Below are 13,976 nucleotides of genomic sequence, written 5' to 3'. Positions count from 1 at the left end.
AATCGGTCTGGCGCGGTCGCGACTCGCGGCGCTCCTACAGGGGCTGCGGCGGGTACGTATCCGGCTGCAGGAGCGGCGCGAGCCGCGACCGCGGCTACGCAACTACGACGAAACCTGCGCCGCAAGCGATCTGGCGCGGTCGCGACTTGTGTCGCTCCTACAGGGGCTGCGGCGGGTACGTATCCGGCTGCAGGAGCGGCGCGAGCCGCGACTGCGGCTACGCAACTACGACGAAACCTGCGCCGCAATCGGTCTGGCGCGGTCGCGACTCGCGTCGCTCCTACAGGGGCTGCGGCGGGTACGTATCCGACTGCAGGAGCGGCGCGAGCCGCGACCGCGGCTACGCAACTACGACGAAACTTGCGCCGCAATCGGTCTGGCGCGGTCGCGACTTGCGTCGCTCCTACAGGGGCTGCGGCCGGTACGGATAAGGCTGTAGGAGCGGCGCCGAATCAGAACTTCCAGCCCACCAGCACCGCCACCTTGTCGTCGGCCAGCGTCTTGTCGTCCAGGCCTTCGGAAATCTTCGGGCCGTAGCTGGAGGTGGTGGTGTACTGCAGTTCGGCGTGGAACGGGCCGAATTCGCGGGTCAGCGCCAGCAGGTAGTCGTTGTAGCTGTCGCCGAGCGGGTCTTGCAGGTCGTAGTAGCCGATCTGCGCCTTGAGGCCGAAGCCGCTTTCGCCCAGCGGCCATTCGCCGCCGGCGTTCCAGTAATAGCCCTTGCCGCCCAGGCCGAAGATGTCGGGCGAATAGGCCAGGCCGACGTGGTAGTGCTCGGCGAAGCTCAAGGTGCCTTCCAGTTCGGTGTAGTCGTAGTCGAAGCCGCGCCTGGCGCCCGGGTAGGCGGCGCGGGTCAGGACCACGTCCAGCTCCAGGCCCGGGCGCAGTTCGCCCGACCATCCCAGGTAGCCGTCGAGTTCGTAATGCACGCCATCGTTTTCCTCGCCCGGCGCGGTGAAGTCGATGCTCGAGGCCCACAGGCCGGCGTAGAAGCCGCTGCGGTGTTCGAGGTTGATCTCGGCCTGCAGGGCCGGGTCTTCCTGGGTCTGGGAGACGCCGCGCCAGACGTAATCGCTCATCAAGGCGACGCCGCCGCGCACGTTCCAGTCGCGTTCGCCGGCGCCGGCGTCCTGGGCGCAGGCCCAGGGCGCGGCCACGGCCAGGGCGGCGGCCAGCAGCAGTTGCGCAGCGCGCGGACGCGGGTGAAGGCGGCGGTCGGACATCGTGGAATCTCCCTGGAATGCGTGCGGGGCGACGCGGCGCGGCGGCGAAAACGGCGGCGCGGCGCGGGCCGGAACCTGAGCGGCGCCGGCCCGGGCCGGCGCGCCGGGGCGCGAAGATACAGCATGAAGCCAGCAGATGGCGGATAGGAGCTAGGAGATAGCCCGGATCGACACCTCCACTACCTCCTACCTCCTACCTCCTACCTCCTATCTCCTATCTCCTATCTCCCTGCTCCACCACCGTCGCGGCGACGTGAAGGCCGCCCCACTCATGCCGCAAACCCCCGGCCAATCCCACAACTCGTTGACACCACGCGGCCCGCCTTCGAACATTCCCGCCAACGCCCCGGGCCCGCCGCGCCCGCCGGCTCCCGTTTTCCCAGGAGATTGCCGTGACCTTGCGCCTCGCCCCGCTCGCCTGCGCCGTCCTCATGCTCGCCGCCTGCGGCGGCAAGCCCGCCGCCGACGCCAACGCCCCCGCCGCCAAGCCGGGCGCCGAGGAGAAGGTGCTCAACGTCTACAACTGGTCGGACTACGTCGCCGACGACACGGTCAAGAACTTCGAAGCGGCCTCCGGCATCAAGGTCAACTACGACGTCTACGACGCCAACGAAACCCTGGAAAGCAAGCTCAGCGCGGGCGCCTCGGGCTACGACGCGGTGTTCCCGTCGGCGCGCCCGTTCGCCCAGCGCCAGGTCAAGGCCGGCCTGTACGCGAAGCTCGACAAGAGCAAGCTGCGCAACTGGAGCCACCTGGACCCGCAGCTGCTGCAGAACCTGGCCTCGATCGATCCGGGCAACGAGCACCTGGTGCCGTACATGTGGGGCACCACCGGCCTGGGGCTGAACGTCGACAAGATCAAGGAAGCGCTCGGCGAGAGCGCGCCGCTGGATTCGTGGTCGCTGCTGTTCGACCCGGCCAACGCGGCCAAGCTCGGCAAGTGCGGCATCACCGTGCTCGACGACGACCAGGAAGCCTTCGGCGCCGCGCTGATCTGGCTCGGCCGCGATCCCAACGCCGGCGCCGCCGACGAGATCGACGCGGTCAAGAAGGTCTACGCGGCGATCCGCCCGTTCGTGCGCACCTTCAACAACGCCGAGTACAAGGACGCCTTCGCCAACGGCGACGCCTGCATCGTGATGGGCTATTCCGGCGACATCGCCCAGGCCAGCACCGCCGCGTTCGACGCGGCCAAGAAGGCCGGCAAGCCGGCGCCTAACCTGCGCTTCTCGATCCCCAAGGAAGGCGCGATCCGCTGGGTCGACGTGATCGCGATCCCCAAGGACAGCAAGCACATCGGCAACGCCCACGCCTTCATCGATTACCTGCTCGATCCCAAGGTCGCCGCGGCGATCAGCAATCACGTCGCCTACGCCAGCGCCAACAAGGACGCCGCGCCGCTGGTCGATCCGGCCATCGCCCAGGACCCGGGCGTGTACCCGCCCGAGGCCGTGCGCGCCAAGCTGGTCGATCCGCGCTCGCTGCCCGAGGACGTGCAGCGCCAGCGCGTGCGCGCGTGGACCAGCATCAAGAGCGGGCACTGAGCGCGTGAGCGTTCCCGCCCGCAGCCCCGCGCTGGAGCCCTGGCGCGATCCCGCCGCGCAGCCGTTCGTGCGCATCGAAGGCGTGACCAAGACCTTCGGCAAGGTCTACGCCTGCGACGACATCTCGCTGGACGTCTACCGCGGCGAGTTCTTCGCCCTGCTCGGCGGCTCGGGCTCGGGCAAGAGCACGCTGCTGCGGGTGCTGGCCGGGTTCGAATCGCCCGACCGCGGCCGCGTGCTGATCGACGGCATCGACGTCACCGACCTGCCGCCGTACCAGCGGCCGGTCAACATGATGTTCCAAAGCTACGCGCTGTTCCCGCACATGAGCGTGGCCCAGAACATCGCCTTCGGCCTCAAGCATTCCAGCGGCGGCGCCAGGCCCGGCGCCGGCGAGATCCGCGACCGCGTGCAGCAGATGCTGGAACTGGTGCGCATGCCGCAGCTGGGCAACCGCAAGCCCGACCAGCTCTCCGGCGGCCAGCGCCAGCGCGTGGCGCTGGCGCGCGCGCTGGCCAAGCAGCCCAAGCTGCTGCTGCTCGACGAGCCGCTCGGCGCGCTGGACAAGAAGCTGCGCGAGCACACCCAGTTCGAACTGGTGAGCATCCAGGAACGCGTCGGCACCACCTTCATCATGGTCACCCACGATCAGGAAGAAGCCATGACCATGTCCTCGCGCATCGCGGTCATGGACGCCGGCCGCATCGTCCAGGTCTCGACGCCGGCGGTGCTGTACGAATACCCGTCCACGCGCTTCGTCGCCGAGTTCATCGGCGGCATCAACCTGCTCGAAGGCCGCGTGCTCGGCCAGGACGGCGACGGCGACCTGCGTATCCAGTGCGACGGCGTCGGCGGCGAGCTGCTGGCGCGCCATCCCGATCCGCTGCCGGAAGGCACTTCCGTCGGCATCGCGGTGCGGCCGGAAAAGATCGACGTGCACGAGACCCGGCCGGAAGGCTTCGACAACGCGGTGATGGGCAAGGTGCGCGACATCGCCTATCTCGGCGATGTGTCGATCTATCACGTGCAGACCGAGGCCGGCGCGGTGCTGCGGGTGCAGGAGACGCATGTGGCGCGCAGTTCCGAGCCGCATTACGACTGGGACGATACGTTGTGGTTGTCGTGGGATGCGACCAGCGCCGTGGTGTTGACGTCGTGAGCGCGCGACAGCGGCGGGGGCTGGGGATTTGCGGTCGGCCGGACGTGAGGAGGCTGCGGTGAGCGTGAGCGGACATCGGCGCGGCTCGGGGATTTGGGGTTTCTGGGCGGATGTCGTTTATAACCTCTTCGGTTGGTTCCGCTCGGTAGGCGACGAGTTCCGCACACGCCGCGGCCGCCTGCTCGTCACCGCGATCCCGATGCTGTGGCTGGCGCTGTTCTTCTGCGTGCCGTTCCTGATCGTGCTGAAGATCAGCTTCGCCCAGTCGGTGTTCGGGCAAGTGCCGCCGTACACGCCGCTGCTGGAGACCGCCGAGAACGGCGGCACCACCTTGCGCCTGCACGCGGCCAACTACGCCGCGCTGCTGGCCGACCCGCTGTACGTGGCGGCGTATCTGAAATCGCTGCTGTTCGCCAGCGTCTCCACCGCGTGCTGCCTGCTGCTGGGCTATCCGATCGCCTACGGCATCGCGCGCGCGCCGCGGCTGTGGCGCTTGTTGCTGCTGGTGCTGGTGATCCTGCCGTTCTGGACCAGTTCGCTGCTGCGCACCTATGCGCTGATCGGCCTGCTGCGCGCCAACGGCTGGCTCAGCCAGAGCCTGGTCGGGCTGGGCCTGCTCGAACCCGGGCAGGCGGTGCTGCACACCAACCTCGCCGTCTACATCGGCATCACCTACAACTACCTGCCCTTCATGATCCTGCCGCTGGCGGCGACCCTGATCCGCCTGGACTTCACCCTGCTGGAAGCCGCCGCCGACCTCGGCGCGAAACCGTGGCAGGCGTTCCGCCGCATCACCCTGCCGCTGTCGTTCCCGGGCATCCTCGCCGGCAGCCTGCTGGTGTTCATCCCGGCGGTCGGCGAGTTCGTGATTCCCGACGTGCTCGGCGGCCCCGACGCGCTGACCATCGGCCGGGTGCTGTGGACCGAGTTCTTCACCAACCGCGACTGGCCGCTGTCGGCGGCGATCGCGGTGGCGATGCTGCTGCTGATCGTGCTGCCGACCTTGCTGTTCGAATACATCGAGAACCGCCGCGTCGCGCGCGAGGCGCAGTCGTGAAGCGGCGGCCGTTCGCGCTGTACACGATGATGGCGCTGGGTTACGCGTTCCTGTACCTGCCCATCGTCTCGGTGATCGTCTATTCCTTCAGCGGCTCCGACCGCGCCACCACCTGGGGCGGGTTCTCGCTGCAGTGGTACGCGGCGCTGGCGCGCAACGAGCAGATCCTGGAAGCCGCCCAGCGCAGCCTGATCATCGCCGCGATCTCGGCCACCGCCGCGGTCGCCCTGGGCACCGCCAGCGGGCTGGCGCTGTCGCGCTTCGGCAAGTTCCCCGGCCGCGGCATCCTGAGCCTGATGAACTCGGCGCCGATGGTGATGCCCGACGTCATGCTCGGCCTGTCTTCGCTGCTGCTGTTCGTCGGGCTGCAACAGCTGTTCGGTTGGCCCGAGCGCGGCATGACCACGATCACCCTCGCCCACATCACCCTGACCGCATGCTACGTCACCGTGGTGGTGCGCTCGCGCATGACCTCGATGGACGCCAGCCTGGAAGAGGCGGCGATGGACCTGGGCGCGAAACCGTGGCGGGTGTTCTTCGTCATCACCCTGCCCTTGATCGCGCCGGCGCTGCTGGCCGGCTGGCTGCTCGCCTTCACGCTTTCGCTGGACGACCTGGTCATCGCCAGCTTCACCTCCGGCCCGGGTTCGACCACGCTGCCGATGCTGGTCTATTCCAAGGTCAAGCTCGGCGTCACTCCGGAGATCAACGCGCTGACCACGATCATCGTGGTGCTGGTGGCGATCGGCGTCAGCGTGGCCGGCGTGCTGATGCACCGGCGCGAGCGCATGCTGGCGCGCAGCGAGAACTGAGACTCGCCCGCCGCCGCGCCGCGTGCGCGGCGGCACGCGCGTTCATGCGCGCGTTCACACCCGTGCAACCGCGCCGACACGTGGCTTTGCTTTCCTAGCGCGGGGACACGCACGCCTGCGACGCTGCGCACTACCGGCCGACGCCTACCGGCGCGATCCGGCCTTTGGCCTTTCACCTGCACACTCCTCGCGGCCGCGCGATGCGGCCGCTGCTGTACACCTTGCGTCGACGCGTCCGTGCGCGTCCCCCGGATGCCGCGCATCCGCGCCGGTTCCATCCAACCTTCAAGGAGACACGTCATGGACTACGCAATCCGCGCCAAACTGTTCGCCGCCGCCGTCGCGCTCGGCCTGGGCCTGTCGGCCGCTCCGCAGGCCGACGCCGCCAGCCAGTGCAAGACCCTCAAGCTGCTGCCGGGCGTGGTGCAGGTCTACGCCACCGTCGATGCCGGCGCCGTCGGCGACAGCGCGTTCTGCACCGCCGACTTCGCCTGCCCGACCGGTTCGAACAAGGTCGAGGTGTTCGGCACCGCGCTGGCGACCAGCCGCGATGCGGTGATTGCGGTCGACAACACCGCCAACCTCAGCAGCGGCGAACAGGTGTCGGCCAACTGCATCACCACCGTGGTCGGCAACGGCAAGCGCATTGCGGTCAGCACCTGCAACGCCAAGACCGAAGCGCCGGCCAACAAGGGCACCGCCGACACCTCGGCCTGCTCGGTCTACGCCGAAAGCCCGGCCGGCGGCCGCGTCGGCGCCAACGCCACCTGTTTCTGCGGCACCTGATCCTGTTCGACCTGATCCTGTTCGTCTTGATCCAACCCAGATCGATCCACGCCTGACCCGAGGCGCCGCCAGGCGAACGGGCAAGAAAAAAGCTCCCCGATGCGACCGGGGAGCTTTTCTTTTTGCGTGCTCGCCTACTGCAGTGTTTCTCTTCGGCGTTTCTCTTTCGGTGTGTCTTTTACCTGCCGCCTTGCGCGGCGGCGGCTGTCCTTGCCGCCGCCGCGCCCGCGATCAGTTGATGCAGCTGTTGATCGAGCCGACCGCCGAGCTGCGGAACAGCGTGTTGCCGTCGATGTAGGCATAGCCGGTCGGCAGCGAGACGCGCGGGTCCGGATTGGTCGCCGGGATCGGGCCGTAGAACTGCTTGAACAGGTTCTTGATCGCCGTGGCCTTGGTGCCGTTGCCGGCGTTGTAGGCGGCCAGGTAGGTCACCGCGGCGATCGGGTAAGCGGCCGAGATGGTCGCGGTCGGAGCGACCAGGCGGGTGCAGTTGCGGGCCGGGGCGGCGACGCTGGCCGGCACGTCGTTGACGGTGGCGCCGTCGAGCACCTTGGCCGACAGCAGCGAGGCCGGAGCCAGGCTGACCGGGCCGGTCGAACCGAACAGGGCCGGGTCGTAGCCGTTGACCGAGGCGTACATCACGCCCTGGCTCAGCACTTCGGCGATGTCGGCGTAGCCGATCGCGTCGGTGGTCGCCTTGACCTTGGAAACCACGCCGTTGTTGCCGGCCTGGGCCGAGGACGCCGAGTAATTCGGCAGCGCCGAAGCGGCGGCGGTGGCGTAGCTCTGGTTCGGCTGGAAGAAGGTCGCGGACAGGCCGAACTTGCCGTTGCACTGCGCGGCGAGGTAGCTGGTGAAGGCGAACGAGGTGCCGCTGCCTTCCGAACGGTAGACGATGGTGATCGGATGGCTGTTGGCCGGCAGGCTCAGGCCGAGGCGCGAATCGCTCCACAGCTTGATGTCGCCGGCGAAGATGCGGCAGACCTGCTCGGTGTTCAGCGCGACCGAGGTCACGCCGCCGACGGTGTCCTTGAACGGCAGGGCGATGGCGCCGGCCAGCACCGGGATCTGCACGATCGCGGTACGGGTGGAGGCCATGTTGGCGATGAAGGTGTTGTAGTCGGCGGTGGCGATCGGCGCGTCGGTGCCGATGAAGTCCGGAGCCGACTGGCCCGAGATCGAGCTGAAGCCGGTGATGCCGGCCGGCGAGCAGGCGCCGTTGGCGAAGATGCCGTCGTTGTTGAGGATCTTCTTGCCGGTGCCGCTGCCGGTCTGGCAGTAGGACACGGCGTCGGCCGAGTAGCGGGTGTGGAAGTCCTGGAACACCGGGATCTTGGTGCCGGTGGAGTTGCCCAGGCCGGCGACGCTGAAGCTGACGGCCGGCAGGGTGATGGCGGAATCGCGCGACAGCTTGGCGACCGGCGAGGTGCCGTTGTACAGGTCGCCGACGTAAGCCGGAGCCGGGAAGGTGGCGCCGCCGCCGTACAGATCGGCCGCATTGGCCGAACCAGCGAAGACCAGGACAGCGGTAGCGGCCAGCAGGCCGACATGAAGCTTGTTGCGATGCACGAGACGTCTCCTTATGAGGGTGCGGGCCGAATGCCCGCGGATCAATCCGTATCGATTCGATGCAAGGCGCCGACGCGTTGCCTCGAACGGGTTGCGTTGGCGCGGCGACAGAATGGGCGCGACGTGTGCAAGCGCAGCGACCATGCGGGTAAGTATTTATTACATGGCTCAAGTGACTAATACACGGGGATTTGTCGCGATCGAAATCGTGTTTTCGTAGGCGATACGAAGGTTTTGTGTCGCCTCCGCGCGTTGCGGTTACACAGATGACAGCGCACGCGCGCACTGCGTCACGGCCACGGGCGCTGAGTCCATGCCGCGCTTGCGACGGCCGGCAACTGTCATATGCGACGGTTTTTTCGCCACTTTCGCATCGTGTCGCGCTTCACGCATGTTCGCGCGATCGGTTGCGAATAAACGACGCTGCGCTCATCGATTCGCATCGTGCAGGAGACTTCGTCGTCGCTGAGATCGTGTCGCGTCGTTGCGGATGCTTGCTGCAGTCGCACGGATTGAGTTGCAGTGGCAGCGAGGCATGACGCTGAAGTCTCTGGATCCCCGCCTTCGCGGGGATGACGGCTTGAAGCGCCGCGGTGAAACCGACTTGGCCCGAAACCAACCTGTCGTCATTCCCGCGAAGGCGGGAATCCAGGGCTTCACCGAGGTATGGCTCTGAAGTCTCTGGATCCCCGCCTTCGTGAGGATGACGGCTTGAAGAGCCGCGGTGAAACCGACTTGGCCCGAAACCAACCTGCCGTCATTCCCGCGCAGGCGGGAATCCAGGGCTTCTCCGAAGCATCGCTCTGAAGTCTCTGGAGCCCCGCCTTCGCGGGTATGACGACCAGGGAGAGACGCGGCGAAAGAGACGTTTCGACCACGGCGAACGCCATCATCGCAACGGAAAGACGCAGCGCGAAACCTCACCACCCCCAACCCCAAAACGAACGAGGCGGCCAATGGCCGCCTCGTCCGCCTACCCTGCCCGCACTGCCACCCGTTCACCACCGCTCACGGCGCATTCGCGCACCGCGGATTGTCGGCGTCGCAATGGCCGAAGCCGATCACCTGCACCGAGATCACCGCCGGCAGGTCGCGCCCTCCGATCGGCGGGCGCTTTTCCGCCATCTGCTCGGCCACCGCGTTGACGCCCGAGCTCGCCGACGAGGCCGCGCTGAGCGCGCCGGTGTCGACGTTGCGCGCGACCGGGATGCCGATGGATTCGCCGTCGACCTGGATGTTGTCGGCGTTGGCGATGGTCTGCGCGGCGACGATCAGGTTGCCGCCGATGCGGATGCCGGCGTCGCCGGCGTCGATGGTGCCGCGCGGCGCCACCAGCACCGCGTCGCCGGCCTTGGCGCCGGCCGCGGTCTGCAGGGTCGCGATGCCGGCGCCGGTGACCAGGCCGCGCGCGTCGATGCGGCAATACTGGTCGAGGTCGCAGACATAGCGCACCGGCGGCTTGTCCGACGAGGTCTTGGCGCCCTTGCCGGCGTTGATGTCGCCGTTCGAGCTCCAGATGGTCAGGTCGCCGCCGCCCTGGGTGAAGATGCGGCTCTGCGCAAGCAGCACGCTGCGGTCGGTGAAGATGCCGATGTCGCCGACATCCAGCGTCAGCACGCCCTGCTGGTTGGGGCCGATCACGGTCTCGCCGCGGTTGTTGGTCACCAGCGGCGGCGCCGCCACGCTGCCGACCAGCACGTCGCCGCCCGGGCCGAGGATGCGCACGTCGCCTCCCTGCTGGGTCTGCACGGTCGAACCGCGCATGTCGAAACGTCCGCTCGCCACCGGCGCGTCGGCGCCGTTGGCGCCGCCTTCCAGACGATTGGCGGTGTAGCCCAGCGCCGACGGGAACAAGGTGTTGATCGCGCGATACCCCGCGGCGTACTTGCCGAACTCGGGGCTGGCCGGGTTCTTGTTGTCGCGGCCGGCGCGTTCGAGCAGGTCGAGGAAGACGCGATCGACCAGGCGCTGCTGCGCGTCCTGCGGCAGTTGCGCGAATTCGGCCCAGGCCTGCTGCGGCGACAGTTCGCCGCCGTCGCCGCCGGCATCGCGGCGCTGCTGGCGCACGTAGTCGGCCAGCCACGCGGCGTAGGCCGCGGACTCCGCGCCGGCCGGATCGAGATAGCGCGCGGCGAACGCGCGCGTGTCGATGCCCGGCGCGACGCCGAAGCGCAGCACCAGGTCGGCGCCGGCGTAGCCCAAGCCGGCGTTGTCGCGGTTGCCGATGGTGCGGATGCCGCCGCCCTCGGCGCGCAACTGGTCGAACGCATAGGCTTCGTTGGCCGAAGTGAACGGCCCCAGGTCGCGCCCGGCCTGGATTTCGAAGCTGCCCGGGCCGCCGAGCTCCAGCCAGTTGTAGCGGCTGACCCGGCCGCTGATGCTGCGGCCGAGCGGACGGTAGTACAGGTCGCGCCCGGCCAGCACGCGGGTCGCGTCGCTGCCGCGATAATTCTGCCCGCGCAGGTCCAGATCGACGATGTCGCGGCCGGCGCGCACGGTCGCCGGCTTGGGCAGGTCCAGGGTCAGGGTGTTGAAGCTCTGGCTCGGGCCCGGCTGGCCGTCGACGATGTCGCCCAGCGCGTACACCCGCACCGGCTCGCGGTCGTCGCGGTGCAGGTTGGCGCGCTGGTCGCGGTTCGGGATGAACACGTCCAGGCGCGAGAAGTCGAACGCGGTCTGTTCGGGCAGGCTCGACAGCGGCTGCAGCGGCGACGGCATCCAGGCCGGGTCGATGTCGAGCAGGCGCAGCGTGTCCAGGCGCGGGAACTGGTCGGCGTAGAGCTGCACGTCGCCGCCGGCGAGCAGGCTCAGCCCGCCGCGCAGCGACGGGAACAGCTGGCCGCCGTTGCGCACGCGCACGTCGCCGGCGATCGCGGTCAGGCCGAGATAGCCGGGCAGCACCTGCGCGAACAGCGAACTGCTGCCGATGTTGTACGGCGACTGCGGGCGTCCCGGGTCGCGGCCGCCGTAAGCGAACAGCACATCGCCCAGCAGCAGGCTGCCCAGTTGCACGTCGCCGGTGGTCGAGGTCGCATTGAGCGCGGCGTCGGCGCCGAAGGACTGCGAATCCGCCTCGCGCTCGCTCAAACGCGCATACGAGGGATTGAGCACCCGGCCGATGTCGATGTCGCCGCTGGCGCCGACGTTCCAGCGCGCGTCCTGCATCGCCAGGATCGGCGCCACGCCGGAGCTCATCGTCGTGGTCTGGCCGGTGACGTTCTCGATGAACACCGGCACGTTCAGATCGTAGGCCGAACCGATGCGGCCGCCGGCGTCGAGCGAACCCTGGCCCTGGGAGACGAAGAAGTCGCCGCCGAGCACGTCGCGGCCGGCGCTGGCGTACAGGTCGCCGCCGCCGAAGCGGCGCAGTGCGCCGGCGCCGTCGCGCAGCCAGGTGGTCGGCGAGGACGCCGACACTTCGATCAGGTCGCGCCCGGCGTCCAGACGGATATCGCCGCCGACGCTGAGCAAGCCCTGGGCGAAGCCGCCGAAGTTGATCGAGGTCGAGACCAGGCGACCGTCGGGCCCGGCGACGTTGCCGGTCTGCATCCACGGCCACCAGTACTGGTTGAGGTAGCTGCCGGCGACGCCGCTGCGGCGGCCGTCGCGGTCGCGCACCTGGCGGTTGCCGACGATGTCGCGGCCGGCGCGCACGCTCAAGTTGCCGGCCGCTTCGGGATTGACCGCGCCGGTGACCGCGACCAGCGGCCCGTTGAGGTTCTGCGGCGAGGCCGCGCCTTCCACCCGCGGCCGCGAGGCGTCGACGCCGGTGCCCTCGCCCGGGCGGCCGGCGGTGTAGACGCTGGCCGGCGCGTCGCGGTCGGCGAAGCGCACGTCGCGCGCGGCGACCAGTTCGATCTCGCCGGTGCCGGTGCGCAGCACGTTCGGCAGCAGCAGATCGCTCTGGCCCGGCTTGCGCAAGGTGGTGTGTCCGTCGAACACGATGTCGGCCGCGCCGGCGCCGGCGCGGTCGGGCGCGACGCTGGAGAAATCGGCGCCGGCGACGAAACGGTAGCGGCTGCTGTCGCCGCCGGCGAGTTGCTGCTCCAGCCACGGCATCGGCCGCTCGACGCTGGCCTGCAGGGTCGGCGTGCGGTCGGCGGCCGGCGGGACCGGGCCGAGCACCGGCAGGCGCGGCGCCCAGGTCATCGGCGGCGATTCGCCGTTGGCGACGCGGTTGGCCAGGTCGATCACGTAGCCGCGGTAACGCTCCAGATAACCGGCGTAGTCGCCCGGGCCGGTCGGCGGCGCGGGTTCGGCGATGCCCGCATCGCCGGTGCCGGCGATGGAGATCAGCAAGTCGATGAAGCCCATCAGCGAAGTGCCGGGGCCGACGATGTTGTCGAGCGCGCTGTCGGGCCGGGTCATCATGCCGAACAGTTCGTCGTACTGGCCGTAGTACTGGCCGGACTCGTCGTCGGGATCGAACGGCTGCGGCGGCGGCAGGAACTGCTCGCTGTCGGGCATGGTGAGCGGGTTGTTCTGCAGCCAGGCGAGGCGCGCGGCCACGGAGCCGTCGTAGTTGCCGACCGCGCCGCTGCCGGCGGCGTTGTAGTTGTAGAAGCCGTCGCTGATGCTGGCGTCGACCTGCACATCGCCGGCCGCGCGCAAGGTCAGCACCGGCGCGGCGCCCTGGTAGCGGAAGTCGGGCGCGTTGCGGTCGCCGGAGTTGAGGTTCCAGTTGGTCAGCACGCGGATCGCGCCGCCGTCGCGCGCGGCGTCGGGGTTCTGCAGCTCGATGCCCGGCCGCGCGCGGAAATTGGCGATGCCGGCGAAGCGCTCGCCGAAGGCGAAGCCCGGGGTCTGCACGAAGCGCATCAACGTGCCGGCCGGATGCGCGACGCTGTCGCCGTTGAGATAACCGTAGAAGCCCTGGTGCGCGGCATTGGCCGCGTCGGGGGTGAAGTAATGGGTCTTGAGGTACAGCGCGAGCTGCTCCGGCGTCTGCGGCGCGGCCAGTTCGGCGCCGCTGGCGTCGCGCCACTTGCCGGCGACCAGCTTGCCGTCGCTGCCGTACCAGCCGGCCGGATCGACGATGCCGTCGAAGTGGCGTTCGGGATGCAGCGGATCGAGCGCATCGCTCGCGCTCCACACCGCATAGGCTTCCAGGCCGACTTCGCGCGCGCCGACGATCGCGCCGGGGGTGTCCACCGCCACGTTGACGTCGCCGCCGACCAGCAGCGGCGCGCGCAACTCGACCTTGCCGCCGGACAGGCCGCCGGCGCTGCCGCCGCGCACGTCGATCAGCGCGTCGCGGCCGATGCGGATTACGCCGGCCGCGTCGGCGGCGACGTTCTGGTAGCCGTAATCGGCATTGAGGGTACCGTCGCTGCGCCCGCTGGTGCCGATGCGCACGGTGCCGCCGCGCTTGTTCGCGTCGCTGCCGTTGGCGAGCAGGCGGCCTTGCAGCTCCACGCCGTGGCGGCCGTAGAGTTCGATGCGGCCGCCGGCGCTGCCGGAAGCGTCGATGTCGCCGAGGATGCGCAGGTTGCCGTTGGCCGCGTCGCGCAGCAGCGCATCGGCGCCGCCGTCGGCGGTCAGGCTGACTTCGCGCGCGCGCAGGGTCTGCCCGGCGCTGAGTTGCAGGTCGCCGCTGCGGCTGCGCACCGCGACGCTGCGGTCGATGCCGCTGCCGGCCAGACGCTGGGCCAGCGTGTCCAGGTCCAGCGCCGCGCCGCTGTCGAGTTCGATGCGGCCGCCCTGCCCCTTCGGCGCCGCGCCCTTGAGCGTGCCGTCCAGGGCGATCGCGCCCTGCGGCGCGAGCAGGCGCAACTCGCCGGCGTCGCCGCCGCCGGCCGCGGCCGAAACGTCGAGGCCGGCGCCGGC

Annotated in this window: 9 protein-coding genes; 6 read left to right on the top strand and 3 right to left on the bottom strand. The window is 69.4% G+C overall.

Annotation, left to right across the window (positions count from 1 at the left end):
* The coding region (locus A7A76_RS16200; RefSeq protein WP_206412160.1) for a hypothetical protein at nt 1–439 on the top strand (439 nt) is incomplete at its 5' end.
* Nucleotides 440–452: 13 nt separating this feature from the next.
* Here the strand turns inward: A7A76_RS16200 and A7A76_RS16195 are convergent.
* Entirely contained in the window at nt 453–1,223 is a 771-nt protein-coding gene (locus A7A76_RS16195) for a TorF family putative porin (RefSeq protein ID WP_206412159.1), read from the bottom strand.
* 392 nt (nt 1,224–1,615) lie between these two features.
* Here A7A76_RS16195 and A7A76_RS16190 point away from each other — a divergent pair, with 392 nt between their 5' ends.
* The 5 genes from A7A76_RS16190 (at nt 1,616) to A7A76_RS16170 (ending at nt 6,581) form a co-directional block, all read left to right on the top strand.
* Nucleotides 1,616–2,767, top strand: coding sequence for an extracellular solute-binding protein (locus A7A76_RS16190; protein ID WP_206412158.1), 1,152 nt, complete (start codon nt 1,616–1,618; stop codon nt 2,765–2,767).
* Between the two features lie 4 nt (nt 2,768–2,771).
* Nucleotides 2,772–3,926, top strand: a complete 1,155-nt coding sequence (locus A7A76_RS16185) for a polyamine ABC transporter ATP-binding protein (RefSeq protein ID WP_206412157.1) — start codon at nt 2,772–2,774, stop codon at nt 3,924–3,926.
* A 199-nt stretch (nt 3,927–4,125) separates the two neighbouring features.
* Nucleotides 4,126–4,983, top strand: coding sequence for an ABC transporter permease subunit (locus A7A76_RS16180; RefSeq protein WP_083382664.1), 858 nt, complete (start codon nt 4,126–4,128; stop codon nt 4,981–4,983).
* Between the two features lie 26 nt (nt 4,984–5,009).
* A complete protein-coding gene (locus A7A76_RS16175) occupies nt 5,010–5,795 on the top strand; it encodes an ABC transporter permease subunit (protein ID WP_428995174.1) in 786 nt (261 codons plus the stop codon).
* 300 nt (nt 5,796–6,095) lie between these two features.
* Nucleotides 6,096–6,581, top strand: a complete 486-nt coding sequence (locus A7A76_RS16170) for a hypothetical protein (protein WP_206412155.1) — start codon at nt 6,096–6,098, stop codon at nt 6,579–6,581.
* Nucleotides 6,582–6,812: 231 nt separating this feature from the next.
* On the opposite strand, the gene A7A76_RS16165 is transcribed toward A7A76_RS16170, so the two are convergent.
* Nucleotides 6,813–8,150 (bottom strand): substrate-binding domain-containing protein, encoded by a 1,338-nt coding sequence (locus tag A7A76_RS16165; protein ID WP_206412154.1) that lies wholly within the window; start codon nt 8,148–8,150, stop codon nt 6,813–6,815.
* Between the two features lie 1,008 nt (nt 8,151–9,158).
* On the bottom strand, nt 9,159–13,976 hold a 4,818-nt coding region (locus A7A76_RS16160; RefSeq protein ID WP_206412153.1), incomplete at its 5' end, for a filamentous haemagglutinin family protein.

It is taken from the genome of Lysobacter enzymogenes, assembly GCF_017168095.1.
GTDB classification, from domain to species: domain Bacteria; phylum Pseudomonadota; class Gammaproteobacteria; order Xanthomonadales; family Xanthomonadaceae; genus Lysobacter; species Lysobacter enzymogenes_D.
Note: the sequence above shows the minus strand (reverse complement) of the source record. Positions and strands in the feature narration are given on the sequence as shown.

What these genes read in the sequence shown, in the direction of transcription:
- A7A76_RS16195 (WP_206412159.1), bottom strand. Translation starts at nt 1,223, where the DNA reads ATGTCCGACCGCCGCCTTCACCCGCGTCCGCGCGCTGCGCAACTGCTG.
- A7A76_RS16180 (WP_083382664.1), top strand. Translation starts at nt 4,126, where the DNA reads ATGCTGTGGCTGGCGCTGTTCTTCTGCGTGCCGTTCCTGATCGTGCTG.
- A7A76_RS16175 (WP_428995174.1), top strand. Translation starts at nt 5,010, where the DNA reads ATGATGGCGCTGGGTTACGCGTTCCTGTACCTGCCCATCGTCTCGGTG.
- A7A76_RS16170 (WP_206412155.1), top strand. Translation starts at nt 6,096, where the DNA reads ATGGACTACGCAATCCGCGCCAAACTGTTCGCCGCCGCCGTCGCGCTC.